The 25,330-nt window shown below is 42.5% G+C and carries 26 protein-coding genes and 1 riboswitch; of the genes, 13 read left to right on the plus strand and 13 right to left on the minus strand.

Annotated elements, in window-relative coordinates:
- Nucleotides 1–88: 88 nt before the first annotated feature.
- The 5 genes from MUO15_RS15720 to MUO15_RS15740 all read right to left on the minus strand — a co-directional run bounded on the left by MUO15_RS15720 (nt 89) and on the right by MUO15_RS15740 (nt 4,636).
- On the minus strand, nt 89–1,081 hold the full coding sequence (locus MUO15_RS15720) for a zinc-binding dehydrogenase (protein WP_245030603.1): 993 nt from the start codon (nt 1,079–1,081) through the stop codon (nt 89–91).
- Nucleotides 1,078–2,034, minus strand: a complete 957-nt coding sequence (locus MUO15_RS15725; RefSeq protein ID WP_245030604.1) for an ArsA family ATPase — start codon at nt 2,032–2,034, stop codon at nt 1,078–1,080. The genes MUO15_RS15720 and MUO15_RS15725 overlap by 4 nt, the downstream gene beginning before the upstream one ends.
- 147 nt (nt 2,035–2,181) lie before the next feature.
- The gene (locus tag MUO15_RS15730; RefSeq protein WP_245030606.1) at nt 2,182–2,448 is read right to left on the minus strand and encodes a cory-CC-star protein; all 267 of its coding nucleotides are present in this window, start codon (nt 2,446–2,448) and stop codon (nt 2,182–2,184) included.
- Between the two features lie 14 nt (nt 2,449–2,462).
- Complete coding sequence (locus tag MUO15_RS15735) at nt 2,463–2,840, minus strand: hypothetical protein (RefSeq protein ID WP_245030608.1); 378 nt, start codon at nt 2,838–2,840, stop codon at nt 2,463–2,465.
- Between the two features lie 59 nt (nt 2,841–2,899).
- Nucleotides 2,900–4,636, minus strand: a complete 1,737-nt coding sequence (locus MUO15_RS15740) for a carbon starvation CstA family protein (protein WP_245030610.1) — start codon at nt 4,634–4,636, stop codon at nt 2,900–2,902.
- 281 nt (nt 4,637–4,917) lie between these two features.
- Here MUO15_RS15740 and MUO15_RS15745 point away from each other — a divergent pair, with 281 nt between their 5' ends.
- From MUO15_RS15745 to MUO15_RS15760, 4 genes are all read left to right on the plus strand, one after another.
- Complete coding sequence (locus MUO15_RS15745) at nt 4,918–5,523, plus strand: anthranilate synthase component II (RefSeq protein ID WP_245030612.1); 606 nt, start codon at nt 4,918–4,920, stop codon at nt 5,521–5,523.
- Nucleotides 5,520–7,259 carry an aminodeoxychorismate synthase component I gene (pabB, locus tag MUO15_RS15750; protein ID WP_245030614.1) on the plus strand — a complete coding sequence of 580 codons (1,740 nt, stop codon included), beginning with the start codon at nt 5,520–5,522 and terminating at the stop codon, nt 7,257–7,259. The genes MUO15_RS15745 and pabB overlap by 4 nt, the downstream gene beginning before the upstream one ends.
- A gap of 19 nt (nt 7,260–7,278) precedes the next feature.
- Nucleotides 7,279–7,650 (plus strand): thiol-disulfide oxidoreductase DCC family protein, encoded by a 372-nt coding sequence (locus tag MUO15_RS15755; protein ID WP_245030616.1) that lies wholly within the window; start codon nt 7,279–7,281, stop codon nt 7,648–7,650.
- Between the two features lie 168 nt (nt 7,651–7,818).
- The gene (locus MUO15_RS15760) at nt 7,819–8,649 is read left to right on the plus strand and encodes an STAS domain-containing protein (RefSeq protein WP_245030618.1); all 831 of its coding nucleotides are present in this window, start codon (nt 7,819–7,821) and stop codon (nt 8,647–8,649) included.
- A 266-nt stretch (nt 8,650–8,915) separates the two neighbouring features.
- Here the strand turns inward: MUO15_RS15760 and MUO15_RS15765 are convergent, their stop codons facing one another.
- Entirely contained in the window at nt 8,916–9,935 is a 1,020-nt protein-coding gene (locus tag MUO15_RS15765; RefSeq protein WP_245030619.1) for an NADP-dependent oxidoreductase, read from the minus strand.
- Nucleotides 9,936–10,033: 98 nt separating this feature from the next.
- On the opposite strand from MUO15_RS15765, the gene MUO15_RS15770 reads away from it, so the two are divergent.
- The 6 genes from MUO15_RS15770 to MUO15_RS15795 all read left to right on the plus strand — a co-directional run bounded on the left by MUO15_RS15770 (nt 10,034) and on the right by MUO15_RS15795 (nt 15,684).
- Complete coding sequence (locus MUO15_RS15770; protein WP_245030620.1) at nt 10,034–10,780, plus strand: GNAT family N-acetyltransferase; 747 nt, start codon at nt 10,034–10,036, stop codon at nt 10,778–10,780.
- 274 nt (nt 10,781–11,054) lie between these two features.
- Nucleotides 11,055–11,828, plus strand: a complete 774-nt coding sequence (locus MUO15_RS15775; protein ID WP_245030621.1) for a DUF4037 domain-containing protein — start codon at nt 11,055–11,057, stop codon at nt 11,826–11,828.
- Between the two features lie 57 nt (nt 11,829–11,885).
- Nucleotides 11,886–11,989: riboswitch (TPP riboswitch) on the plus strand.
- 91 nt (nt 11,990–12,080) lie between these two features.
- A complete protein-coding gene (locus MUO15_RS15780; RefSeq protein WP_245030622.1) occupies nt 12,081–12,683 on the plus strand; it encodes a Ykof family thiamine-binding protein in 603 nt (200 codons plus the stop codon).
- A 1-nt stretch (nt 12,684) separates the two neighbouring features.
- Nucleotides 12,685–13,269: an ECF transporter S component gene (locus MUO15_RS15785; RefSeq protein ID WP_256464140.1), complete on the plus strand. Its 585-nt coding sequence runs from the start codon at nt 12,685–12,687 to the stop codon at nt 13,267–13,269.
- The gene (locus tag MUO15_RS15790; RefSeq protein WP_245030623.1) at nt 13,266–14,918 is read left to right on the plus strand and encodes an ABC transporter ATP-binding protein; all 1,653 of its coding nucleotides are present in this window, start codon (nt 13,266–13,268) and stop codon (nt 14,916–14,918) included. Before MUO15_RS15785 ends, MUO15_RS15790 begins: the two co-directional genes overlap by 4 nt.
- Complete coding sequence (locus MUO15_RS15795) at nt 14,905–15,684, plus strand: energy-coupling factor transporter transmembrane component T family protein (protein ID WP_245030624.1); 780 nt, start codon at nt 14,905–14,907, stop codon at nt 15,682–15,684. The genes MUO15_RS15790 and MUO15_RS15795 overlap by 14 nt, the downstream gene beginning before the upstream one ends.
- Before the next feature lie 37 nt (nt 15,685–15,721).
- Here the strand turns inward: MUO15_RS15795 and MUO15_RS15800 are convergent, their stop codons facing one another.
- Complete coding sequence (locus MUO15_RS15800) at nt 15,722–16,090, minus strand: DUF779 domain-containing protein (RefSeq protein ID WP_245036055.1); 369 nt, start codon at nt 16,088–16,090, stop codon at nt 15,722–15,724.
- Nucleotides 16,091–16,113: 23 nt separating this feature from the next.
- Nucleotides 16,114–17,634 carry an acetaldehyde dehydrogenase ExaC gene (exaC, locus tag MUO15_RS15805; RefSeq protein ID WP_245036056.1) on the minus strand — a complete coding sequence of 507 codons (1,521 nt, stop codon included), beginning with the start codon at nt 17,632–17,634 and terminating at the stop codon, nt 16,114–16,116.
- Nucleotides 17,635–17,887: 253 nt separating this feature from the next.
- Here exaC and MUO15_RS15810 point away from each other — a divergent pair, with 253 nt between their 5' ends.
- Nucleotides 17,888–18,763 (plus strand): 5'-3' exonuclease, encoded by an 876-nt coding sequence (locus tag MUO15_RS15810; protein WP_245030625.1) that lies wholly within the window; start codon nt 17,888–17,890, stop codon nt 18,761–18,763.
- 91 nt (nt 18,764–18,854) lie between these two features.
- Here MUO15_RS15810 and MUO15_RS15815 read toward each other — a convergent pair whose 3' ends face one another.
- From MUO15_RS15815 to MUO15_RS15825, 3 genes are all read right to left on the minus strand, one after another.
- On the minus strand, nt 18,855–19,487 hold the full coding sequence (locus MUO15_RS15815) for an SDR family oxidoreductase (RefSeq protein WP_245030626.1): 633 nt from the start codon (nt 19,485–19,487) through the stop codon (nt 18,855–18,857).
- A gap of 66 nt (nt 19,488–19,553) precedes the next feature.
- Nucleotides 19,554–20,498, minus strand: coding sequence for a PD-(D/E)XK nuclease family protein (locus tag MUO15_RS15820; protein ID WP_245030627.1), 945 nt, complete (start codon nt 20,496–20,498; stop codon nt 19,554–19,556).
- 25 nt (nt 20,499–20,523) lie between these two features.
- On the minus strand, nt 20,524–20,838 hold the full coding sequence (locus tag MUO15_RS15825) for an MGMT family protein (protein ID WP_245030628.1): 315 nt from the start codon (nt 20,836–20,838) through the stop codon (nt 20,524–20,526).
- Nucleotides 20,839–20,939: 101 nt separating this feature from the next.
- On the opposite strand from MUO15_RS15825, the gene thiD reads away from it, so the two are divergent.
- A complete protein-coding gene (thiD, locus tag MUO15_RS15830; protein ID WP_245030630.1) occupies nt 20,940–21,737 on the plus strand; it encodes a bifunctional hydroxymethylpyrimidine kinase/phosphomethylpyrimidine kinase in 798 nt (265 codons plus the stop codon).
- 208 nt (nt 21,738–21,945) lie between these two features.
- Here thiD and trhO read toward each other — a convergent pair whose 3' ends face one another.
- The gene (gene trhO / locus MUO15_RS15835; RefSeq protein ID WP_245030632.1) at nt 21,946–22,887 is read right to left on the minus strand and encodes an oxygen-dependent tRNA uridine(34) hydroxylase TrhO; all 942 of its coding nucleotides are present in this window, start codon (nt 22,885–22,887) and stop codon (nt 21,946–21,948) included.
- Nucleotides 22,888–23,146: 259 nt separating this feature from the next.
- Here trhO and MUO15_RS15840 point away from each other — a divergent pair, with 259 nt between their 5' ends.
- Nucleotides 23,147–24,649, plus strand: a complete 1,503-nt coding sequence (locus MUO15_RS15840) for a flotillin family protein (protein ID WP_245030634.1) — start codon at nt 23,147–23,149, stop codon at nt 24,647–24,649.
- Between the two features lie 67 nt (nt 24,650–24,716).
- On the opposite strand, the gene MUO15_RS15845 is transcribed toward MUO15_RS15840, so the two are convergent.
- Entirely contained in the window at nt 24,717–25,259 is a 543-nt protein-coding gene (locus MUO15_RS15845; RefSeq protein WP_245030636.1) for a cysteine hydrolase family protein, read from the minus strand.
- Between the last annotated feature and the right edge of the window lie 71 nt (nt 25,260–25,330).

Consider the following 25,330-nt stretch of genomic DNA (forward strand, 5'->3'; position numbering starts at 1 on the left):
CAATGGGGAAGATCGATAAAAATAGAATTTTCATCACAGATATTTGCCTATAAGAATCCCCATGGCGTTAACCATGGGGACGATTCAATCATTCAATCGTAAAACCGATTTTTCCGAAGTTTTTCGTATCGCGAAGATATTCAAAGGCCTCTTTATACTGTGATAAGTTAAACATGCGATCGAGTTCAGGCTTGATTTTATTTTTTTCAATGAAAGAAAGCATGTCAGCAAATTCCTCGCCGCTTCCCATTGTAGAACCTAGCAAGTTATATTGCCCATAGAAAAACTTGCGGATATCAATGGTGACTTCATCTTCTGTCGTTGCACCGAACGTGACGATCGTTCCGCCTCTGCGAATAATAGATAAGGACTTATCGAACGTCGCACGTCCAACGCTCTCGATAAGCAGATCTACTTTTTCATTCTTCAATTCTTCCTTCCAGTCAGATTGGGTAGGTATCGCTACATCTGCCCCGAGCTCTTTAGCCTTTGCTAGCTTCTCGTCATTTCTCGACGTAACAATGACCCTGGCGCCGACAGCTTTCGCAAATTTTAGTGCAAAAGTGAGAACACCACTACCGATCCCTGGCAGCATGATGGTATCACCCTGGGTCACTTTTCCTCGAGTAAATAATACGCGGTAAGCTGTTAAGGCGGCAAGAGGGAGGATGCCCGCTTCCTCCCATGATAAGTGCTCAGGCTTAGGTGCGATATTATCAGCAGGGACGGAGATGTATTCTCCGAATGTACCATGATCAGGCAATCCTAAAATATCAAAGCCCTCAGGGGGAGCATCGCTATTATGCTTCCATCCCAGTCCAGGATTGATAATGACTTCATCGCCTTTAGTTAAGCCTTGAACGTTCTGGCCAACTTCTTCAACGACTCCAGCCCCATCTGAACCGAGGATTAAAGGGGGCTGATTTGTTTTATGTCTTGACGTTACAGCAATATCCCGGCGGTTCATCCCGGCCGTTTTCAACTTAACTTTAACCATACCATTTTCCACGGTCGGCTCGTCTATATCCTGGTAAGATAGTCCCTTTAATCCTTCTAGTTCTGCATGTGTAATTGCTTTCATTTGTGTGTCTCCTCCTTCGTCAGTTGCTTCAAATGGGTAGCGAAGATTGATAGCTTGTCCATATCTGCCACATCTTCCTCGAACAATGGTACTTTAATCGTTTGTTGATGCGGGAAAGTTTGATCAATTTGGTGTAGATAGTCCTGCTCCTGTTTTCTGCGTTTCTGTAAAAATGCTCCATCTGCATGGTCAGGCAGCACTTTGTTGACGATCAATGTTTTAATGTGAAGGTGGTGTTTATCCAACTGCTTGATAGCTTGTTGCGTTTCTAAAATGGGTAACCGTTCAGGTATTAAAACAAAAATAAAACCGGTCTGTTTGTCATCCAGAATGATTTCCCGTACAGCAGCAAATTTTTCTCTTCGCTTTTGCAAAATCTCGTAAATGGGATCGTCGACAGGTTCTCCGTCATTAAGAAGCTCAGTATAATTGTCGTTGATTTTTTTCCTACGTTCAAGCATTCCGTCTATCCATACACTCATCAACTCCGGCAGTGTCAATAACCGTATCGTGTGGCCTGTTGGGGCGGTGTCAAAAATGATTTTATCAAAGTGGTCAGCTTCTTCAAGGATGATGGAAATTAACCGATCGAAAAGGGCCGCTTCATCAGCCCCGGGAGAAGCACTGGCCATATCGATTTGGCGGTGAACTTCCTCAACCATTTTCGACTTTACTAATCCCTGTAAGTTGTCTTTTACACCTTCAATGTACTTTTTAGACTCCCTGTTAGGATTAACCTCGATTCCCCATAAATTTTCTTCAAGTTTGGTTTTTTCATGCTGAACCTTTTTATGAAAAATATCCCCAAGGTTATGGGCGGGATCTGTTGAGACAATTAATGTCTGGTTGCCTGCGCGAGCGAAGGCAACGGCAATCGCAGCTGAAGATGTAGATTTTCCTACACCCCCCTTACCACCCACGAATAGGATTTTGTTTCGGTGCAAATTATTCATTGTCATGTCCCCCCTCTTTGTGAACCAATTGGTGTCTGGCCTAGCACCCTGGTTCGGTGCTATTCTTTTCGTTTAGGCAGCTGTAAAAATATTTTACTGTGGTAAAATTACATGAAGTGGCCACATTCAGCGCAAGCGCTTTTGTGCTTAACAGCAGCGAATGCCATCAAGTGGAGATTTCTCCATGCCCATCCGCAGATGCCAGTCGTGGAATTTCTCAATAATGTATGGATACAGTTCGAGTGTATAATAAAAAGCGGGGTTTGGGATGCCGAGCATGTCAGAATAAACGAGCAGCAGGAATAAGTCATCTTCATCACGAAGTTCTCTTGCAATTTCATTCTTGTGGGGGAGGCTTAACACTTCATCATAGAATTCAAATAGTCGTTTAAGTGAGAACTTTTTATTTGTCATAGAACACCACACCCTTATGCATATAACATATCTTCAATTAATGTATCACAGTTTTCTAAGTCTTCCGTATATTTGCCATTGATGAAAACAGCATTATATTTGATATGGAGGGAGAAATGTTTAATGGCTTTAAAGAGAGGTATATGACGATCTTTTACTTGCTTCATAAAGTACATACCTATCGCGAAGATGTTTCTAGGGTCTAGAAAATTTATCAAAATTTGATCGCCATATGTTGCTTCCAATCTCCTGTAGAATTCACCCATAAGCTGCCGGTCAGGATCATGATGCTTAAATTCGTCTTTCATTTCTATGAAACCATCCCCGCATATTCCTCCACAGCATCCCATTCCGATCTCTTTTTCCGCACGGATAATCATAATTTCAACCATTCGAGCTCCTCCTTTATAAGGATAAAAGCCGCACTAGATCAGTGCGACCCTAATTATACTTAAGCACTTTTTTCTATATTGTCATCTTTTCCATTAAGAAGGACTGAGGCGGCTGTAAGTAAGATCCAAATAGTAAAGATAAGGATAATCGCTCCAAAGCTGAATAGGAGCCAATCACTTCCAGCTGCCCATGGGGCCCATTCCGTGATTACCTGGTCAATCATTGCCCATAGTGTCATAAACATGAGGAACAGCATAGGGATCAGCGTTGGCCAATAGTTTCTTCCCAGTCGTTTGAGCCAAATAGATATTAACAGTAAACTGATTCCTGCTAGAAGCTGGTTCGATGTACCGAAAAGCGGCCAGAGTAAGTAGCCTCCGGAACCAAATCCTTTAGGCCCCTGTGGGATTAAGGTCAAGGCAGCACTTGAGACAACAGCGACTGTTGTAGCTACATGTGTCTTTGTTAATGGTTGAACGTTATATTCAACACCCAATTCTGAAATGATATAACGCATAAGACGAACAGATGAATCAAGGGTTGTAGCAGCAAAGCTTACGATGATAACCGAAACAATCGTTGAGGCAACGCTTGCTGGTATGCCAAGCCCTGTGGCTAATTGTGCGGCGCCTTGGATGAATACAGTAAGCCCAGCGCCGCTTGCCGCTGTAAAGCTGCTGTACGTTGCAGAAAATTCGCCTGCAGTAGGGAAAAAGGTGATGACGGCAATGATAGCGATTAAAGCTAAAGCCCCTTCACCAACAGCTCCTAAATATCCTACAAAACGGGCTTCTGACTCGTTGTTCAATTGCTTGGAAGTCGTTCCGGATGAAACTAATCCGTGAAACCCGGAAATCGCTCCACAAGCAATGGTTATGAATAAGAGTGGAAACCAGGAAGTATCCGCCTGCCCATTACTTACAGGAGCTGTTACTTCTGGATTTGAAAACAACAGACCCAAATAAAGCAACCCTAAACCGACCAGCAGCTGGTGTGAGTTGATGTAATCACGCGGCTGTAACAGCTTCCAGACAGGTAAGGTAGAAGCGATGTACACATATACCATCAAAACAATGATCCACACGAGGAATGCCATTGAAGTAGCACTTGCGCCGAAGAGACTTGTAGCCCCTTCACCACCGAAGTAGCTTACTAGATCAATTTGCAAAATGGGCACATAGCTTGCTACAATCGCCGCCAAATACATCACGGCAAGGGCAATAACCGACGGCAGCAGCATATTGCCTTTTTTCTTATACACACTGTACCCGATCCAAATCGCTAGTGGAATTTGAATAAATACGGATAAAACACTTGCTGGAAACGAAATAAATAAGTTTGCAATGACCCAGGCAAATACGGCGTTAACCATAACAACTAGTAATAAAATAATGAATAAAAACAATTTCTTCGCCCGCTCGCCGATCAACTTGCTGGCTAATGTGCCCATCGATTGACCTTTATTTCTAACAGACAAGACTAGTGTTCCAAAATCATGAACACCAGCAGCGAATATGGTCCCAAGCAAGACCCATAAAACAGCAGGCAGCCAGCCCCAATAAACAGCTATAGCTGGCCCGACAATAGGTGCCGCTCCAGCAACCGATGTAAAATGGTGCCCCCAAAGTACAAATTTATTTGTGGGTACAAAATCGACCCCATCTTTGTACTTATGAGCTGGGGTTACGTAGTTTGGATCTAAGCGGTAAATTTTTTCCGCTATAAACTTTGAATAGTACTTATAACCTAATGCAAAGACAATAATTCCGACTATTGCAATCCAAATACCACTCATAAAATCCCTCCTAATGTTTGTGACAAGTACTATATGTATACGTTTGCAACTCATAAATATTATACTATGAACTTTTCTTTATTTACAATAAAATTAACTGACTTATCAAAATATTGCGCCGAACCTTTCACGTAATGGCTTTTCGTAGAAACAAAAGATATAGGTCAAAAATATCAGTAAGACAAGATTCGGTAAAATTCGTGTGTTTCGTGAATTTAGGATCGTGAACAGATATAATTGGGAAGAGAATGATTTAGATAGAATTGAAGGAGTTCTTTGTAATGATTGTAATGATAGATAACTATGATTCATTTACTTATAACCTGTTCCAATACTTTAAGCAATTGGATGATGATGTGAGTGTGTTTCGAAATGATCAAGTGACGATAGATGAAATAGAACAGTTAGATGCAGACTTGATTGTCATTTCACCTGGCCCAGGCCAGCCTGATGGTACAGGGGTTTGCTATGAAGTGCTAAGCCATTTTTCGCGCACCACACCGATTCTGGGTATTTGCCTTGGTCATCAAATGATCGTTGAGTTTTTTGGAGGGAAAATAGAAAAAGGATTACGGCCGATGCACGGTAAAGTGACAATGATCACACATGACGGGAAATCTGTTTTTCATAAACTTCCGTGTTCTTTGAAAGTGACAAGATATCATTCTCTTCATACGCCAGCTGAAGAACTGCCATTATCGCTTGAAATTAGTTCCATGTCTGAGGATTCTGCCGTGATGGGGGTCCGTCACCACATCTATCCAGTTGAGGGGATACAATTTCATCCAGAGTCTATTTTGACAGAGTATGGTTTTCAAATGCTTGAGAACGCTTATAAACAAGCCTTAGTCTTTCGTGAAAAAAAGGGGGAAGGAGTGATGCTATGACACAGCCACATTTGTTTTTTGAATTTGCGGATCAGAATGGTAAGAAACAACCAATGTGGTTTACTGAACCTCATTTGATAATTAAGGCAGACAGTTTGGAGGAGGTTCGCAGTGCTTCTATTGAAGCAGAGGAAGCTTTAGAAAAGGGGTTTTACGTTGCGGGATTTGTTTCCTATGAAGCATCACCAGCTTTTGACTCTGCTTTGAAAGTGAAACAAAAGGGGAAGTGGCCACTCGTTTGGTTTGGAGTGTTTACTGAACCTCAGCCTGAAGGTGCCATCTCTTCGTCACAAGCGTATTCGCTCTCCTCTTGGGAACTTGGTACCACTTACGGGGAGTATCAAGAAGGGATGGGGCAAATTAAGGCTGCTATTGAGCGTGGGGATACTTACCAAGTGAATTACACTACAAGACTGCAAGCTGCTTTTAATGGTGATGCCTTTTCCTTTTACAGACAATTAGCCTCCAACCAACAATCATCTTACAGTGCATATATGTCATTAGGAAATGAACAATATGTCTTATCGGCTTCTCCTGAGCTTTTCTTTCGTAAAAATGGTTCAAGTCTTGTGACAAGGCCTATGAAAGGAACTGCAAAGAGAGGACGTACATTAGCCGAGGATGAGAATTATAAAGCAGCACTGAGTTTATCGGAAAAAGATCAAGCCGAAAACTTAATGATTGTTGATTTGCTAAGAAATGATGTCGGGAGGCTGGCATTGCCAGGAACGGTTAGGGTGCCGAGGCTATTTGATATCGAAACTTATCCAACCGTTCATCAAATGACTTCAACAGTAGAAGCACAATTACCCGAAGGCACATCGATGTACGAAATCTTTCGTTCTTTGTTTCCGTGTGGGTCAATTACAGGTGCTCCCAAAGTGCGAACGATGGAGTATATCGCTAGCCTTGAAAAAACGCCAAGGGATGTATATTGTGGGGCTATAGGTTACATGACACCATATCAAGAGGCTGTGTTTAATGTCCCCATTCGAACTGTTTTGCTTAACAAAGGACAGGCTATATACGGAACGGGCGGCGGTGTAACATGGGACTCGACGACAAACGGTGAATACGATGAGCTTCAAACGAAAGCAAAGTTGTTAACAGAAGCAATACCCTCCTTTAAGCTTCTTGAAACGATGCAGCTTAAAGATGGGTATTATCCATTATTGAAGCGTCATATCGAGCGAATCAGCCAATCGGCACATTATTTTAATTATTCATTTGATAAAAAGGCTGTAGTGGAGAGGTTGGAACAAAATGCACTAAATTATCCCAAAGGGTTACATCGGGTTCGGCTGCTCAATGACCAACTGGGAGAGGTTGAAATTGAAACAACAGCATTGACTCCACCATCTAAAGAAGCCCATTGTACATTAGCTCATTCACCAATCGATTGTGAGGACCCTTTTCTTTTTCATAAGACGACACATCGCCGCGTGTATCAAAAACACCAGCACAAGGCGGGAGGAGAAAGCTTTGCGGTCTTATTATGGAATGATAGGGGAGAACTTACAGAATTTACAATAGCCAATCTAGTAGTAAAAGCGAATGGTGAGTATCTGACCCCGCCTATTTCAAGCGGCTTGCTTGGTGGAACCCTAAGAGGAAAGTTAGTGGAACAGGGAAAAGTAAAAGAACGTGTCATGTATAAAAGTGATCTCGCCTCTTTTGAAGAAATTTGGATGGTCAATGGACTGCGAGGATGGATCAAGGTACAGATGCACGAATAATTAGAAGGAGGGGATATGGATGAAACATATTGTGTTTTACGATGCAAAGTGCCCTTTTTGTTTTAATGTGAAGCGTGTAGTGCACAAATTCGATTGGCGTAAACAAATGAAGTGGGTATCGATCCAAGAGGTTGAAAAAACGTACGGAAAATATCCATATTTAGAAGGCCGGAATACGCGTGATGAAATTCATATGCTCACAAAAGAAGGGGAATTGAAGGCAGGATTCCAAACGATTCGTCGACTATTAATCCTTTTACCGCCGTTTGCCTTTATTGGATTGCTGCTATACTTACCTGGAATGGAGCGGATTGGATCACCTCTATACAGATGGTTCTCGGGTCATCGTTATCAATGGTTTGGCCAATACGATCAACCTCGGTATAAATAAGATGCCTTAGCTTACCAGAGGAAGTTCGATTAAACTCTGAGTGGAGTTTGACTACTAGCGACACGTCTCATTGCATAGATACTTTCCGCAAGTCTTCGAATCGTTTTACAAATGCTCAATGCTTTCATTATCATAGATATATAAAGAATAAAAGGAGATTCATATACTATGGAAGAAGAGTTAGCTTATATAGGTAAAGAAATTGTCGAGCAGCGTCATGAACTCGCTAATAGAATTCAAGCCAAAGAAGGAAAAGGATTTGAACGCAATCTTGTCCTTGCAAATGTGAGCCGTGAACAAATAGACGGCTGGAGGGCGACATTATTTCAATACTTAGGTGAAGCTTTATATGGAGACTATGAAACGATAGAATCACAAATAGAAGAATGGGCGATTCAAACCGGCGACGTAGCATCCAAATATGACGTGCCTTTAAATGAGATTATCCCTACACTCGGTTATTGCAGGACGGTGATTTGGAACATGTTTGAAAAAGAATTAGCGGAGGACCGCTTTGCTGCGAAAACAATTTTACACGTAAGTAAGCTAATCGATCCATTACTAGATAAGGTTATGCATCAGCTTAGCCAAATCTATAATAAGCATCATAGTGAAGAATGGCAAAAAGCTCAGGAAAAGCTGATGGAATTATCTGTGCCTGTGGTTCCCATCACAAATGGAGTAGCGGTATTGCCGATCGTTGGGGGGATAGATACAGAGCGAGCCCAGTTGATTATGGAAACTTCTCTTGAGAAAAGTACGAAATTTCAACTGCAATACCTGTTAATTGATATTTCGGGTGTCCCAGCCATTGACACGTCTGTGGCTCACTATATTTTTCAAGTCACCCATTCCTTGCAACTCGTTGGGGTGGAGACGATCTTAACAGGGATTCGCCCTGAAATCGCCCGTTCTGTTGTTGAAATGGGAATGAAATTTAGCAAAGTTAAAACACGGGCCAATCTGCATCAGGCTTTAAATGAGATTGGGGTAGGTTGAACCACCTTTCAAAGTTGGGGAAGAGATATTCTCGAACAGTGGGGTATAAAACAAACGCAAGTACATTGCGTTTGTTTTATACGTTAGGTTGAAATTATGCTATTTATCAATAGGGTAGAATCTTTTTAGTTTTGGGCAGAATGATGACAAATTAGAATCATTGTGAGTTTGGAAGAATCATTCTATATTTGGACAGAATCCGGCTGAGTTTGGGAAAAATAACTCAAACCAAAATACAGCTGTTTTATAACACTTTTCGACCCCAATTATTGCGGATCAGCTATTTTGACTAATTGTTTGCCTGTATTGTTTCCTTTAAATAGACCAAAGAAAGCATCAGGAATGTTTTCAAATCCCTCGTGAATCGTTTCTTCATAAGTGAGTTTGCCATCTTTAAGCCAAGCGGAAAGGTGTTCAAATCCTTCCTTAAAACGCTCTTGATAGTCTCCAACAACGAATCCCTTGATTGTAGCGCTTGATTTTATTAAATGCATTTGTATCCGTGGACCCTGATCATTTGGTACATTGTACGAAGCAATAGCGCCACATTGTGTAATACGCGCAAATTTATTTAACAAAGGGTAAACACTGTCGGCAATTTCTCCCCCTACATTGTCAAAATAAATGTCTACACCACTAGGGCAGGCAGATTGAAGAGCCTTCGCGACATTCTCGGTTTTATAATTGATTGCCGCGTCCGCTCCTAACTCATTTGTAATATAATTTGTCTTTTCATCACTACCGGCGATGCCTACAACTCGGCAGCCGAATAGTTTCCCAAGTTGTACCACCGTTGAACCCACAGCACCGGCAGCTCCAGAAACGACGAGAGTTTCTCCTTCTTTTGGCTTCCCGATATCAATAAGGCCAAAATAGGCAGTAAGTCCTGGCATCCCAAGAATTCCTAATGATGTGGTGATCGAGCCAAGGGTTGGATCCACTTTTCTAACTGAATCAGCAGATGTAATCGCTTTTTCCCTCCATGGAAGAGAGCCTGTCACAATATCCCCTGTAGTGAATTGCTCTGCTTTAGACTCTATTACTTGAGCAACAACTCCTCCCGAGATAGCTTCGTTTAATTGAAAAGGGGCGACGTATGACTTCGCATCATTCATGCGTCCCCTCATATAAGGATCAACCGATACATATAACAACTCGACTAACAATTCGCCTTCTTGAGGCTGCAGCGATTCAGCCTCAATGATACTTAGATGCTCATGAGTCGGGACAGTTTTTGGCCTTTTAATTAATTGAATTTCTCGATTCAAACTCCTCACTCCTTCCATTATTTACATTTCCTATTGTATCGCATCTATGGATCCAGATGAAAAAGAAACGGCTGGACGTTAGAATATAAAATGAGTACATGGCAAGGAGGGCAATTATGGAAGAATGTGATTTTGATAAGGCCAAGCTTTATGAAAAAGTGAAATTTGTGGAGGGGGAGAACTTTACTACAGTTGAAGAAACGAAGCATTTATCACAAGAGGAGTTTCTTCAACTGATAGAGTATTTAGGTAAAGATGAACGTTTGAAAAAAGCAGGAACCCTTTCCATTCTAGTTCAATCACCCCATCATATTGATAAAATAGATAGAGAACTAATCGATGCCGGATTTATGCTGCATGATGTGACTGTTACTGTGAAAAGGGATCTATCAAATCTGAGCCTGGCGGAAACAGGGGCTTATAGATTTGTTACCATGAAACCGGGGATGGAGGACACATTCAAAGATATATGGTCTCAAGCTATAACAGGCTCGTTGAATGCGCAGTCAAATTTGACGATGGATGACCGACTAAAAAGTGTAGAAAAAGAGCTTGGCCCTAATTTTAGGCGTACATGTCTAATTGCATATGAAGGAGAACAGCCCATTGGTGTAGTCATGCCCCATATTGAACCTGGTACGATAGCAGAGGGTAGATTATTTTACTTTGGGCTTATCCCTGAAGCACGTGGAAAAGGGAAGAGTAAGACATTGCACCGCCAAGCATTAACTATATTGCGTCAAGAGTTTGAAGCGACCTATTATATCGGTTCTACCAGCTATCAAAACACCCCGATGTTAAAGGTGTTTGCCCACAATGGTTGTGTGGAGATCGATCGGAGTAAAGTGTTTAGTAGGTCTTAGTAAAAAACCCCCTGAAATGGTAATAAGTCTTATTTGCAAAATTATCAAACAATTTATCGCTTCATTCTCTGATTTTTGGTAAAGTTAAGGAAATCATTTTTTTACTTATGGAAAAGATATTGAAAGGTGAAACAGATTGGCATGTGTAGGATCAACAGTTATTAGGGAGTAGTTAGTTCACATGTATGAAAGGGCTTTCTGACTAATCAATCGTGTTGTCTCTTATTCCATTTATCAAAAGTCAGTTTAAAGAACAGGCGGTGGTTGATAGACTATGGATTTAAAAACATTAGCAACAAAAGTGGCAAACGTATATGAACAAAATTCTAAAGTAGAAGCTGTTTATATCGCAGGATCTGTTGCGAGAGGCTGGGAGGATTATTATTCCGATGTAGAACTAAATGTGTTGTGGTCCGAGGGGCCGACAGATCAAGATCGTCTTTCTGTTATTGAACAGGTGGATGGGCAACTGATGGATTTCTACGCTTATGAAGATGAAGAATGGTCAGAAACATTTCAAGTGAATGATGTTAAATTTGAAATAAGCGGTTTTTTAACGGAGACCATTCGGAAGGTCGTCCAACGTGTAACGAAAGAGTTTGATATCGATCTAGATAGTCAATGCCTGATCGCTTCGATTCATTATGGAGAAACTGTGTCAGGTACAGAGCTAATGGATGGGTTGAAGGCCAAAGTTCAAGTGTATCCTGATCAATTGGGTCATGCGATGATTGATGCTCACTCTGTTCTTGGAAACAGATGGAAAAACCGTCAAGCTTTAATTGAGCGGGAAGACTGGCTGATGCTCTACACCGTTATGACTTCTGTCCAGCATAACATGATGGGGGTATTATTTGGACTCAACTGCATGTATGTCAATCATCCGGCATTCAAATGGCAGCGGCAAACGTTAAACCTAATGAATATTAAGCCGGAAAATATTATTGAGCGACTGGAAAGTGTATTTTTATCCAGTCCAAAACAAGGACTAGATGAGCTTGAGAGTATTGTGCAGGAAATGGACGAACTCGTTAAGGAAAAAGAATAAGCTTTACAAAACAGAAACCTTCCATTACGATGAAATTGTACAAAACTGCATATAGTTAACGAACACTAGGGGAGCTGCGGACGCGGCTGAGAGGAAATGGATTCCGACCCTTATAACCCGAACTAGATAATACTAGCGTGGGGAAGTGGAGTCGATCGTAGAATAGCAATGGTATACACATATACTTACGTTCGTAACTGCATTCCCTCGGGGATGCAGTTTTTTTGTATTTAATAAAAGGAGGAAGAAATCATGAGTCAAGGTTGTGGATCAACAAATCGTATTACAGGAAGTTCATTTTCAATTTATCCGATGACCGATCTTTTTGTCGAGATTATTAAGTCATCACTTAACGAGGTCGACACTTCTAAGGTATGGATAAAGACAGACGACGTGACAACAACGGTTAGAGGACAAATGACACATGTGTTTGATGTAACCAGAGCAATGTTTTTACAGGCGGCAAAAATGGGAGAACATGTTGTTTTCCAATCAACCTATTCAATTGGCTGTCCCGGAGATTCAGCAGGGGATGTCTATATGGCAGAGGATGGCGTCCCGTTGAACGGATCGCAAAGTAAGCGGATCGGTCAGGATGTTGCAGCTAAGTTTTCACTTTACCCAATGGGTGGCGGGGACTACATGGATGTAATTTATAGTCAAATTGAAGAGATGAAGAAGCAAGGAGTCGAGGTGAACGAAGCCCATTACTCTACACGTTTAGATGGGGATGGAAATAAGGTTTTTAACGGCCTTGAGCAGGTGTTTGAGCAAACAGAGAAGCAAGGGTCCGCACATACGGTTATGACGGTTACAATGTCTGCAAACAGTCCGTCAACAAAAGGAGGAGAGTAGATTGAGCCTTAAAAATTGGAAGTTAAAAGAAATTGTTGTCATGTCAGTGCTTTCCGTTGTATTTGCAGTTGTTTATTTAGCTTTTCTACCAGTTGGAAAGCTGCTAGCCGGTCTATTTGGGCCAATTGGCTATGACCTAATCTTCGGAATTTGGTTTATCGTCTCTATCATAGCTGCCTATATTATACGAAAAAAGGGAGCGGCCTTTTTATCGGAAACCATTGCGGCAACAGTTGAAATGCTGCTTGGAAATGCCATGGGACCGATCTTAATTTTAACAGGTATCATCCAGGGTCTAGGAGCAGAAGCAGCTTTTTCGATAACAAAGTATAAAACGTATAACCTGCCTGTATTAATGTTAGCTGGTGCGGGAGCGGCTCTATTCAGTTTCGTCTGGGGATACTTTCGCTCAGGGTACGCCGCCTTTGGGACTGGTTACGTGATCAGTATGCTCGTTGTCCGCATAATTAGTGGTGCCCTCATCTCTGGCTTGTTAGGGAAGACTATAAGTGACGCACTGGCAAAAACGGGCGTGCTGACAGGCTTTGCATTAGGAAAAGAACAACGAAGGAAGAAGGCCGCATGAAATTAATAGAAGTGAATCAACTGCATATTCGATTTGAGGACGAAGAGAACGATGTCTTGTCAAATGTGAGTTTCTCAATGGATAAAGGGGAAAGACTTCTTTTGTTAGGGCCGAGCGGATGTGGGAAAAGTACGTTGACATATGGGCTGAGTGGCATTCATCCTCGTGAGTTGGACGGGACAATGACAGGTGATATTCAGTTTAGAGGACATCCTGTAAAAAACTATTCCCCAGGGGAAATGAGTCAGCATGCCGGTGTTGTTTTTCAAGATCCAGACAGTCAATTTTGTATGATAACGGTCGAGGATGAAGTGGCGTTCGGCCTAGAAAATATGGGTACACCTGTTGAAAAAATATCTGGTCTGATTGATCAAGCTTTGCTTCTAGTTGGTTTAGAAGGTGTAAAGCTGAGGGCGATAAGCACGTTATCTGGTGGGCAGAAGCAAAAACTTGCTTTGGCCTGTGTGCTTGCCATGGAGCCCGAGCTGTTAATTCTTGATGAACCAACCGCTAATCTTGATCCGAAAGCTACCCGTGATTTTATTGAAACGATCGAAAAGCTCCAAAAGGATAAGGGGTTTGCGCTGATCGTTATCGAACATCAACTGGATGGCTGGGTTTCTTTTATCGAACGGGGTCTGATGATGAATCGAAGTGGAAGCATTTTTTATGACGGGCCGATCAGACAAGGGATCTCCATCCATAGACATACATTGCAGGAGCAAGGGATTTGGATGCCAGCCATCACTGAATATGTTATCGAAAAAGGATGGGACCAATTTGATCATTTGCCGCTAACTGTAGATGATTTTCTCAACGAATGGAGAGGGACGCGAGAAGAAGTGGGGGGCTCCTCCGCTACCAGGGATGATCGTTCCTCTCTACCCATTCTTGAACTATCAGCTATATCCTGGACGAAGAGTGACCGAAAGATCATTAACGATGTGTCCCTTGAGATCAGAGGGGGAGAATTCATAGCTATAGCGGGGGCAAACGGAAGCGGCAAAACCTCTCTGTCTAGAATAATGTCAGGCATTCAAAAGCCGGGCATGGGCAAAGTGTCCTTTTCAGGGAAATCGTTATACTCTTGGAAAGAAATCGATTTACGGCAGCATCTGGGCTACGTCTTCCAAAATCCTGAGCATCAATTAATTACTGACACCGTTTATGATGAAGTTGCCTTTAGTCTCAGGATTCAACAAATGGGGGGAGCGGAAATGGATAAACGGGTAAGGGGGATTCTTAGCACATGCCAGCTTGACGGGTTAGCCCATCGACATCCATACACATTAAGCCAGGGCCAAAAGCAGAGGTTGAGTGTGGCAACAATGATTGTCGATCATCAAGAGCTGCTCATTTTAGATGAACCTACGTTTGGTCAGGATGCCAAATCCACCAAACAGCTTATGGATTTGTTAAATATGAGATGCAGTAAAGGCTCAACGATTGTGATGATCACCCACGATATGGAACTTGTTGATCGTTTCGCTGACAGAGTTCTTGTTGTTAACGATGGGCAGATTGTTGCAGATGAACACCCGCATAAGCTCTGGGAAAATAGTAATTTAGCGGATTGGCAGCTTGACTATCCTGTTCGTGTGAAACTCAAGCATTTGATGAAAAGGGAGGGGTTATATGCTTCTTCATAGACTCAATCCAAGTATAAAGGCTTTAACCGTTATTGCAGCAGTTATCGGACTTGCTCTGATTTTTGACCCGATCACCCCATTGTTATTTAGCATTTTGACAGTGGCTTGCACCTTTCTTTTCGGAAGAGTAAAGGTGAAGTATTATCTCATGTTTTTAATCCCATTTACGATTATTTCGTTTGGGATGCTGTGGACCACAATTGTCTTTGCGGATGCACCGGAGCATCCTAATCAGATTGTCCATTTGCTTTTGTGGGAAGTGCCGAAGGAAGATGTCATTGTTGCTCTTTCTCTCGCTTTAAGAATGTTCGCATTTGCGACCTTATCGTTAATGTTTATTTTTACAACGGATATGGTTGGTTTTATTTTAAGTCTGATGCAGCAATGTAAGTTATCTCCAAAACTAGCTTATGGAGTCTTAGCAGGGTATCGCTTTTTACCTTTAATGAAAGAGGAGTTTCAGCATATTCAAGAAGCCCATCAAGTGAGGGGTGTGAAACGGGGAAAAACGATGAAGGAATCGTTTAAACAGTATAAGCGGTTTGTTATTCCATTGTTAGCTGGTGCGATCCGTAAAGCTGAGAGAACAGCTGTGGCGATGGAATCTAAAGGGTTTACTGGCAGTAGAGAGCGAAGTTTTTATCGAGTCTTTACCGTGAAAGGGATAGACTGGATCTTTTTCATCACTACGCTTGCTTCATTAATCGTGATTGCCTATATTTCCTATCTGCTGGGGTACTTCAGCTGGTATCAAGGACAATTTTAATTATAAATCCCCTGCTTTGATCGGCAGGGGATAAGATTTACACCAACCCCGCTGTTTTAAGTTCTTTATATTCTTCATCGGAAAAGGCGCGAGAACGTGTTAAGAATCGTTTTCCTTCCACACCTTCTAAGGAAAACATTCCACCGCGTCCATCCACTACATCAATAATGAGCTGGGTATGTTTCCAGTAATCATATTGCTTTTTGTGAATATAAAAGGGGGTCTCGCCAATTTTTCCGAGCAGGACGTCCTGGGCACCTGTAATAAGGTCTCCTTCTGGATAGCACATCGGAGAACTCCCGTCACAGCAGCCGCCGGACTGATGGAACATAAGCGCACCATGTTTATCTCTAAGTGATTGAATCAATTGGAGGGCTTCATCGGTAGCTGTTACACGATCAACCATCATCCGTCACCTCCTCTCTAAGATTAAAAGAATCCTAGTTTTTGAGCACTGTAACTTACGAGCATGTTTTTCGTTTGCTGGTAGTGGCTTAGCATCATCTTATGATTCTCACGGCCAACACCAGACATCTTATACCCGCCAAAGGCTGCGTGAGCAGGGTAAGCGTGGTAGCAATTCGTCCACACGCGGCCGGCTTCAATGCCGCGGCCGAAGCGATAAGCTGTATTGATGTCACGAGACCAAACACCTGCACCAAGACCATAAAGTGTATCATTGGCAATCTCCATAGCTTCCTCAGGATCTTTAAATGTAGTCACCGCAAGGACAGGACCAAAGATTTCTTCTTGGAAAATTCTCATCTTATTATTTCCTTTAAACATCGTTGGCTGGACATAGTATCCGTCAGCAAAGTCGCCATCAAGTTTGTTGCGTTCTCCGCCGATGAGACATTCCGCCCCTTCCTCTTTACCAATATCAAGATAAGAAAGGATTTTATCAAGCTGTTCGGAAGACGCTTGTGCCCCCATCATGACTTCAGGATCAAGTGGGTTCCCCGTTTTGATTGCTTTGACGCGATCAATTACTTTTTCCATGAACTGATCATAGATAGATTCATGGACGAGCGCTCGTGAAGGGCAGGTACATACCTCTCCCTGGTTTAGGGCGAACATAACCATTCCCTCAATCGCTTTATCGAGGAAGTTGTCATCCTTGCTCATTACATCTTCAAAGAATATGTTCGGGGACTTCCCGCCAAGCTCAAGGGTGACAGGGATAATATTTTGCGAAGCATATTGCATAATCATCCGGCCAGTTGTCGTTTCGCCGGTGAAGGCCACCTTATTGATTCTAGGGTTTTGGGCAAGCGGCTTCCCAGCTTCGAGGCCAAAACCATTAACGACATTTAGTACACCTGGCGGAAGTAAATCTTCAACTATTTCTAAGAAGTATAAAAAGGAAGCAGGTGTCTGCTCAGCCGGTTTAAGTACAATCGCATTTCCGGCAGCTAATGCAGGAGCTACTTTCCACGTCGCCATTAGAATAGGGAAGTTCCATGGGATGATTTGTCCAACTACACCTAGGGGTTCGTGAAAGTGATAAGCAACCGTGTCGTTGTCAATTTCGCCAATTGAACCTTCCTGGGCACGAATCACAGAAGCAAAGTAACGGAAATGATCGATGGCTAACGGGATGTCTGCATTAAGCGTTTCCCTGACAGCCTTTCCATTTTCCCAGGTTTCCGCAACCGCCAGCTTCTCAAGGTTCTCCTCCATACGATCGGCGATCCGATTTAAAATCAACGATCGCTCTGTGACCGACGTTTTACCCCAAGCGTCCTTTGCTTCATGAGCAGCATCAACTGCAAGTTCAATATCTTCCTCTGTAGAACGGGCCACCTGACAGAACGTTTTCCCTGTTACTGGAGTGACATTATTGAAGTATTGTCCTTTCACCGGCGGTGTCCATTTACCACCGATAAAATTATCGTAACGTTTTTTGTACTGTACAATCGACCCCTCTGTGTTTGGAAACGCGTATACCATGTTATTCATACCTCCCATTATTATTCTAATAGTGCAAACGCTTACAAAATAGCATATGTAAATAGATTGCACTTAATTCGAAATTACCACTATATCAGAATATTGTCAATTATTAGATAGTTGCCACGCCTTGAAATAAATACGGGAGGGCGATTTGGAATTAGGGGGAGTCTTCTCCATATATTTCTCCCCCAGTCGGCAGTCTATTTTTGTTATAATAGAATCATCTTTATTGAAAAAAGGGGAACGGACGATGACAACAACGAATCGAATTATGCTCGTTGACGGAATGGCATTACTTTTCCGCGCGTTCTATGCCACGGCAATGAGCAATTATTATATGATTAATAGCAAAGGCGTGCCTACAAATGCTGTTTATGGGATGATGAAGCATTTATTTACAGCGATTGATACGTATCAGCCGACACATGTTGTGTGCTGCTGGGATATGGGAAGCAAAACGTTTAGGAATGATCTGTTTCCAGAATATAAGGCGAATCGCGGAGAAGCACCTGAGGAGTTGATCCCGCAGTTTGAACTTGCCAAGGAAGTTGTGGAATCATTGAATATCCCGAATGTAGGCCAGGCTGGTTTTGAAGCAGATGATTGCATGGGAACATTAAGCCGCTTGTACTGTGAAGATTCACAAGTATTCATCCTTACAGGCGATCAAGATATGCTGCAGTTGCTGCAGCCGAATGTCTCTGTTGTATTATTGAAAAAAGGATATGGCAACTATGCTGAATATCAGGAAGGTGCTTTTTTTGAAGAAAAAGGAATCACACCTGCCCAAATGGTAGATTTAAAGGCATTAATGGGGGATAGTAGTGATAATTATCCGGGCGTGCGAGGAATTGGTGAAAAAACAGCACTAAAGCTATTAATCAAGCATAAAACGATCGAAAGGATACTAGAAAATATCGATCAGTTAACAAAAGGGCAACGCAATAAAATTGAACAGGACCTTGAGATGCTTCACCTATCGAGGAAGCTTGCGCGTATTCATTGTGAAGCGGACGTCAATTGCTCATTGGAGGATGCTCTGTTTTTCATAGATGAAGAGCAAATGGGAAGGAAATTTGATGAGCTGGAGTTTAAGAATTGGCAGAAGAATATTGTAGGGATGTAACAAACAGCCGGTTCTCAGGGTAGATGCCGACTGCTGCCGTGTCTATACTAAAAACAGCCGCCCCTTGTTTGGGAGCGGCTGTTTTACTTAATTAAAGGCTCTTTAGCGCATCTTCGATTTGTGTGTCACCGGAAACCATTTCGAATGTTTTATGGTAGGCATTCGGTTCTTCGAGTGCTGCGATCATCGTCTTCGCGACATCGGCTCTTGGAATAGAATCACGGTCTACTTTTTTACCAACTTTAATTTTACTAGTACCTTCCTCGTTGGTTAAACCACCAGGACGGACGATCGTATAGTCTAACTCTGTGCCTTGCAAGTATTCATCTGCTTCAAGTTTCATTTTCAAATAATGCTCCATCGGTCCAGAGCCTTGACTAGGGTCATCTGCAGAAATTGCACTTAGCATGACAAACTTCTTAATCCCTAGGTTTTCTGTTGCCTTAACGAGGTTGATAGCCCCGTCACGGTCAACCGCTGTCGTTTGATCTGAGCCTGTGCTTGATCCGGAGCCAGCTGCGAAGATGACGGCATCCATTCCTTTAACCGTATGCCCTACATCTTTCGTTAAATCAGCTAAGACGGGGATACCGCCTAATCCTTCAATCTTTGTTTTCTGTTCTTCTTTACGAACCATACCATAAGCTTCGTGGCCATCTTCTTTCAGATATTGTATGAGTAAACGTCCTGTTGTACCATTTGCTCCTGCTACTAGTACTTTCATAACTTGTAAACATCTCCTTCTGTTCATTCTACATGAAGTTTATCCGTTCTGCTGTTTGTTCAAACATCATTTGCTTGCGGGAAAGCAAAGTTCCTGATAGTTACAGCGGGCACATATCCGCGGATCTTCTTGCATGGGGTACTGTTCAATTGGCAAAGGTTGGTTTTGTTCACTATCTAAAAGGTGTTCCTTCATTTGTTCGATACTAATATGATAGAGACGCTGAACATTTACCAAATCGTGCTCATTCAGCTTATGCTCAATGTTAGTACTTTCTAATAAATACTCGTTGCGGATGATAATATCATCGAGTGACTCAATGTCATGCTTTTGCTGTAAGTACAGTGCATAAAGAGCAAGCTGGTTGCGATCTTCATCAGACGATTTGCCTGTCTTCCAATCAACAATCACCCATTTGCCTTGTCGCAAATCCTTGTACACTAGGTCCATCACGACAAAAATCTTCGTTCCATCTACCTTCATAAATCTGAATTTCTCGGATTCTATAAACCGCATATTTTGTTTATTAAGAACATCTGCAAACGATTGACTAGCATAAAAGTTTTTCACCGTGCTATGAAGTCGATCCGTAATTTTTGTAATCTTGGACGGTGGGAGAGTATTCGTCTGGCTATAGTAAACTTCGTGAAGCATCGTATAATGCTTAGGGCGGTTGTACCAGAGATGCTCCTTGCGAGTGGATTCAACGAAGCCTCGATTCAAGTGATGACGAATCTCATCAACGACAGCCTCCTCGCTAGGAATCTCTTTACCGCTTAGTACATGTTGAATAATTTGATAGATTAGGTCATGCACAACACTGCCGAAATGCATCTCAAGATTCGTGATTTTCTTTAAGCGATAAGCTTGGCGGGCCAGCGAATCCCCATCCGTCAGCCAACCGTTGTGGGAAACATAATAATCATAAGCATATTTCCGTAAGCAAGTCAGCATCGTCTTATGCCGCGACAACGACCAAGACAACTCCGGAAAACGCCTCACCTCAAACATCCCAATTCCTCCTCAGGTCTTACAATCATTTCCTTTCATTGATACTATACTGATATGTATCTAAGTCCACGCGTTTATTTATGACAACAATTCCTTCAGTCTCCAGTAACAACTGTTGTTCCATAGCAGCGGCTTCATCCTTTAACGCTATTTCGCCTTTAACATTGATCACTCGGTGCCATGGTAGTTGATACTTCCTGCTCATCGAATGAAGAACGCGCACAACCTGTCGCGCCGCCCGAGGACTGCCCGCAAGGCGTGCTATCTGTCCATATGTCATCACATATCCCTCAGGAATCTCCATGATAATTGCTATCACTGCTTCTGTAAAAGGTTTCACACGCAAGCCCACCTCCTAAAACCATCTATAACAAATAGCCTCATCTATGTAAGAATGTTACAATTCAACTTATAGAATTGATAGAAAGCGGAGGCCTACCCATGAGTATACCACGAACACTAACCATCGCAGGATCAGCAGCCCAAGGGAGTGCCGGTATTCAAGCCGACCTGAAAACCTTTCAAGAACTAGACGTCTACGGTATGAGCGCCATCACAGCCATCGTCGCCAACAACTCCACAACAGAACAAGGCATTTTTACACAACAAATCGAAGCCATCGAAGCACAGATCCACGCATCCTTCGAGCACGTTGGACCAGATGCACTAAAGACCGGCATGCTTTTCACCGAGCCGATTATCAAGCGAACCAGTGAAATAATTGCATCCTCTTCGGTAAAAGGGATCGTAGTCGACCCCGTTATGATTGGGAAAATGGGGTCACAACTCCTCCAAGATGAGGCAATCGAAACGCTAATCACTCACCTGCTGCCGCTTGCAACGATCATCACACCCAACCTGCAAGAAGCGGCACGAATACTAGATGAACCTTTGCCACAATCCCCTGAAGCGATGGAGGCCGCCGCCTGCAAGCTCCATCAGCTAGGGCCAGATTATGTACTCATCAAAGGCGGTTCACTTAAAAACCATGCTGCCGTTGATATTCTATATGACGGGAGTACAGTGAAGCGCTTTGAGTCTGAGCGTGTTAACACGATCCATACAAGTGGAGCAGGATGTACGTATTCAGCAGCCATCACCGCTGAACTTGCCAAAGGGAAAACGGTAGAAGAGGCTGTAGGCATCGCAAAAGCGTTCGTAACAAGCGCCATCCAACATGCCCTCTCCTTCAACCGTGGCATCGGCTCAACCAACCACGCCGCCCACAGAAAATACTAGGAATATGAATAAAGTAAAAAAGTTCCACCTCAGGTCATCCAAAATATGGATGACCTGAGGTGGAAGGATATGTAATTGTGGGGGGCGATGCCACCCTGGTAAGGATGGACGTCCTGCTGCCTTAATCATAGCGATCGATTATGCATTTGATGAAAGGTAAACCAAGCAAAAGACCCTCGCACAAAAGCGAGGGCCTGCCTATTTACATTTAATTGTTAATACGATCATATTTATCGATTTGTTTTTTGCGAACGGCATCCCAGCGATTCTCTGGGTGCTCTTTACATTCTGTTGTACAAGCTGCATGATGCTCTTCTTCACATTCTGCACAGCAAACGTACTGACGATTACATACAGGGTTGCTGCAGTTAATCATTCGGTCTTCCACCTTGCCGCAATGCTCACATTCCGCAACTACTTTTTCTTCAACCTGGTTCACAGGTACGGAAATGCGCTCATCAAATACGTATAATTTTCCATCAAAAAGCTGTCCCTTTACTTCAGGGTCTTTTCCATACGTATTCACACCGCCTTCAAGCTGGTACACATCTTCCACACCATTTTTCATCAAAATGCCGGTCAGCTTTTCACAGCGAATACCACCGGTGCAATAGGTGATCACTTTCTTATCCTTCCATTGATCCGCGTTCTCGGCAATCCATTCTGGGAATTCACGAGAATGCTCGACTCCAGGCTGGATCGCATTGCGAAAATGGCCAATACGGTATTCATATTCGTTACGCCCATCAATCACGACGGTGTCATCATCCTGAAGCATCTCGTAAAATTCCTTCGGCTTCAAGTGTTTTCCACCTATTTCTTTCGGATCGATGTCATCATCCTCAATGCTCCAGTTTACAAGCTCAGGCTTCACACGGCAGTGCATTTTCTTAAACGCATGTCCTTCATGTTCATCTATTTTAAAGTGAATATCTGCAAAACGTTCATCTGAGCGTACATAGCCCATATACTGCTCCACTTGTTCAACAGTTCCAGAAACCGTCCCATTGATTCCCTCAGGAGCAACAATAATACGACCGCGAAGGTCAAGATCTTTACAGAATTTTAAATGATTCGCACAATACTCTTCGTAATCGGGTAGATCAACATATTTATAATACAACAGAACTCGGTAATCTTGTGAGCTCATTGGTGATTCCTCCCATATTTAGATCCATAACAGTAGTTAATAACATAATTGTCCATACACTATCATAGTCGATTTTTTCAACAATTTCAAATGTCGATTCCTCAATTTGTATTGCAATCGTTTTTAAGCATCATTTTTTAAAAAAATGGAAATAGACTAGAACTATACGATTCTAGGGGATCAATAAATTTCCATTATTTATTTTCCTTTTCTTGACAAAATGCTACAATATAATTAGATTCTTTTAGGGGGAATACATATGACAATGGTTAAGATTCTATCAATCTTAATACCTATTTTAATTGTCGTGGTTATCGCGGCAGTGGTAGGGTTCTTTTGGTTGAAGCTTCGTTATCGAACATCGAAGTCTAACGAAGCATTGATTATTACTGGTCCTAAATTGGGGGACCCAGAGAAAGAAACCAATATTTTCAGTGATGATGAAGGCCGTTCCATGAAGATCATTCGCGGGGGCGGGTATCGCTTAAAGATGTTCCAAACGTCAACACCGGTGAACTTGACATCTTTTCAGTTAAAGCTTGAAACCCCTCGTGTCTACACAAACGGTGGAGTCCCGATTGTGGCGGATGCTGTCGCGATGGTTAAGGTTGCGGATAGCTTAAAAGGAATTGCTAACTATGCAGAGCAATTTTTAGGGAAAGAACAGTCTGAAATTGAAACCGAGATCGTTGAAGTATTAGGGAGTAATCTACGTGCCATCCTTTCTAAAATGACTGTTGAAGGCATCAATGAAGATCGGGAAAGCTTTAACGAACAAGTGACAAAGATTGCTCAGCAGCAGTTGGATGCCATGGGGTTCAAAATCACATCACTAGGACTAACAGATTTACGTGATGCCGATGAAGATAATGGATACTTAGAAAACTTGGGCCGTCCACGTATTGCGGAAGTTAGAAAACAGGCAGAAATTGCAGAGGCAGACAGCGAGCGTGAAACCCGGATGCATGTTGCCCGTACAGATCAAGAAGCGAAAGAGGAAGAGTATAAGCGGGAAACATCTATTGCCCAATCACGTAAGGAAAAAGATATTAAGGACGCTGCTTTTAAAGAAGAAACTGAACGAGCGCGTGCTCAAACAGAACAATCCTATGAATTAGAGCGCACCAAGCTGGCTAAAGAAGTGCAGGAAGAAGACTTACAGCTTAAGCGCCGCGCCAAAGAAGAACAACTTGAACTTCAACACATCGAACGTGAACGCTCGGTGAAATTAGAAGAAGAAGAAGCCAAAGTCCGGAAAGCCAAAGCCGATGCACAAGCTTACGAAACGACTAAACGTGCCGAAGCTGATGCACGGAAATCCTCTATTGCAGGGGAAGCACAGGCTCGAATTAAAAAAGAAGAAGGGCTGGCAGAAGCTGAAGTTATTCGTGAAAAAGGTAGGGCAGAAGCGGAGTCCAGACGTTTGATTGCTGAAGCGATGGAAAAACACGGTGACATCATTATCGTTGAGAAAATGATTGAAATGCTACCACTGTTCGCTGAGAAGATTTCGGCTCCATTGAACAATATTGATTCCGTAAAAATCATCGATTCAGGGAACGGTCAAGGTGTCCCATCCTTTGGAAAGAGTGTGACCCAAACGATGATGGATATGCACGAACCACTAAAAGAATTAACAGGATTTGATATTACCGACATGCTTTCCTCTATCAGTAAAAACGGTACAAGTGTGAATACAGAAGCAGATAAACAGTCGAACGCACAAGCCCTAAATGAAGGGACATATAAGGAAAAAGAATAAGCTCATTCAATAGAAGGCTCCCTCATCGTGAAGGAGCCTTCTATTTTTATGAGGAATAAAATACCATTTACCTAACTTCAGCCCCCAGGACATTTTTAAAATGTCCAAGTGCCCATTCGTGCCCCGCCAGGTTAAAGCTAGCCGTCGCCTCTTTATGAACCACAATCTTATATCCTAAATTATAAGCATCAACTGCGGTATGAAGCACACAAATATCAGTGCAAACACCAATTAAATGAATCTCTTTAATCCCACGCTCACGAAGCTTCACATCCAAATCCGTACAGTGAAAAGTACTGTAACGAGTTTTATCCATAAAATAAACCTCGGAACGATGAACATCATACAAATGTTTCAGCTTGCCATATAAACGCCTGCCTTCTGTGCCCCGAAGATTGTGGGGAGGGAACAATTTTGTCTCAGGGTGGTACGGATCAACTTCCTCATGTATATCAACAGCCATCACGACATATTCCCCTTTTTCCAGAAATTCTTCCGTAGCCTGAACTAGGGGATCCTCAATATTCTGACCAGGCTCCCCACAAGTAAGGGCGCCTTCGTTTGCCACAAAATCATTTGTATAATCAATTACAATAAGTGCACGATTCATCGTCTCAACCGCCTCCTTGTGTATATACATATATCTTAACACAAGGTGGAAAGCGTCTAATAAGCAATTAT

This window comes from Halobacillus amylolyticus (genome assembly GCF_022921115.1).
Taxonomy (GTDB): Bacteria; Bacillota; Bacilli; order Bacillales; family Halobacillaceae; genus Halobacillus_A; species Halobacillus_A amylolyticus.

Coding starts and splice junctions, on each gene's coding strand:
- MUO15_RS15815 (WP_245030626.1), bottom strand. CDS start 19,487: ATGAAAGTACTAGTAGCAGGAGCAAATGGTACAACAGGACGTTTACTC.
- MUO15_RS15770 (WP_245030620.1), top strand. CDS start 10,034: ATGGAAGAATGTGATTTTGATAAGGCCAAGCTTTATGAAAAAGTGAAA.
- MUO15_RS15725 (WP_245030604.1), bottom strand. CDS start 2,034: ATGAATAATTTGCACCGAAACAAAATCCTATTCGTGGGTGGTAAGGGG.
- pabB (WP_245030614.1), top strand. CDS start 5,520: ATGACACAGCCACATTTGTTTTTTGAATTTGCGGATCAGAATGGTAAG.
- MUO15_RS15740 (WP_245030610.1), bottom strand. CDS start 4,636: ATGAGTGGTATTTGGATTGCAATAGTCGGAATTATTGTCTTTGCATTA.
- MUO15_RS15800 (WP_245036055.1), bottom strand. CDS start 16,090: ATGGTTGATCGTGTAACAGCTACCGATGAAGCCCTCCAATTGATTCAA.
- MUO15_RS15845 (WP_245030636.1), bottom strand. CDS start 25,259: ATGAATCGTGCACTTATTGTAATTGATTATACAAATGATTTTGTGGCA.
- thiD (WP_245030630.1), top strand. CDS start 20,940: ATGAGTATACCACGAACACTAACCATCGCAGGATCAGCAGCCCAAGGG.
- MUO15_RS15790 (WP_245030623.1), top strand. CDS start 13,266: ATGAAATTAATAGAAGTGAATCAACTGCATATTCGATTTGAGGACGAA.
- MUO15_RS15735 (WP_245030608.1), bottom strand. CDS start 2,840: ATGGTTGAAATTATGATTATCCGTGCGGAAAAAGAGATCGGAATGGGA.
- MUO15_RS15755 (WP_245030616.1), top strand. CDS start 7,279: ATGAAACATATTGTGTTTTACGATGCAAAGTGCCCTTTTTGTTTTAAT.
- MUO15_RS15760 (WP_245030618.1), top strand. CDS start 7,819: ATGGAAGAAGAGTTAGCTTATATAGGTAAAGAAATTGTCGAGCAGCGT.
- MUO15_RS15820 (WP_245030627.1), bottom strand. CDS start 20,498: ATGTTTGAGGTGAGGCGTTTTCCGGAGTTGTCTTGGTCGTTGTCGCGG.
- MUO15_RS15730 (WP_245030606.1), bottom strand. CDS start 2,448: ATGACAAATAAAAAGTTCTCACTTAAACGACTATTTGAATTCTATGAT.
- MUO15_RS15840 (WP_245030634.1), top strand. CDS start 23,147: ATGACAATGGTTAAGATTCTATCAATCTTAATACCTATTTTAATTGTC.
- MUO15_RS15780 (WP_245030622.1), top strand. CDS start 12,081: ATGAGTCAAGGTTGTGGATCAACAAATCGTATTACAGGAAGTTCATTT.
- exaC (WP_245036056.1), bottom strand. CDS start 17,634: ATGGTATACGCGTTTCCAAACACAGAGGGGTCGATTGTACAGTACAAA.
- trhO (WP_245030632.1), bottom strand. CDS start 22,887: ATGAGCTCACAAGATTACCGAGTTCTGTTGTATTATAAATATGTTGAT.
- MUO15_RS15775 (WP_245030621.1), top strand. CDS start 11,055: ATGGATTTAAAAACATTAGCAACAAAAGTGGCAAACGTATATGAACAA.
- MUO15_RS15795 (WP_245030624.1), top strand. CDS start 14,905: ATGCTTCTTCATAGACTCAATCCAAGTATAAAGGCTTTAACCGTTATT.
- MUO15_RS15810 (WP_245030625.1), top strand. CDS start 17,888: ATGACAACAACGAATCGAATTATGCTCGTTGACGGAATGGCATTACTT.
- MUO15_RS15765 (WP_245030619.1), bottom strand. CDS start 9,935: ATGGAAGGAGTGAGGAGTTTGAATCGAGAAATTCAATTAATTAAAAGG.
- MUO15_RS15720 (WP_245030603.1), bottom strand. CDS start 1,081: ATGAAAGCAATTACACATGCAGAACTAGAAGGATTAAAGGGACTATCT.
- MUO15_RS15745 (WP_245030612.1), top strand. CDS start 4,918: ATGATTGTAATGATAGATAACTATGATTCATTTACTTATAACCTGTTC.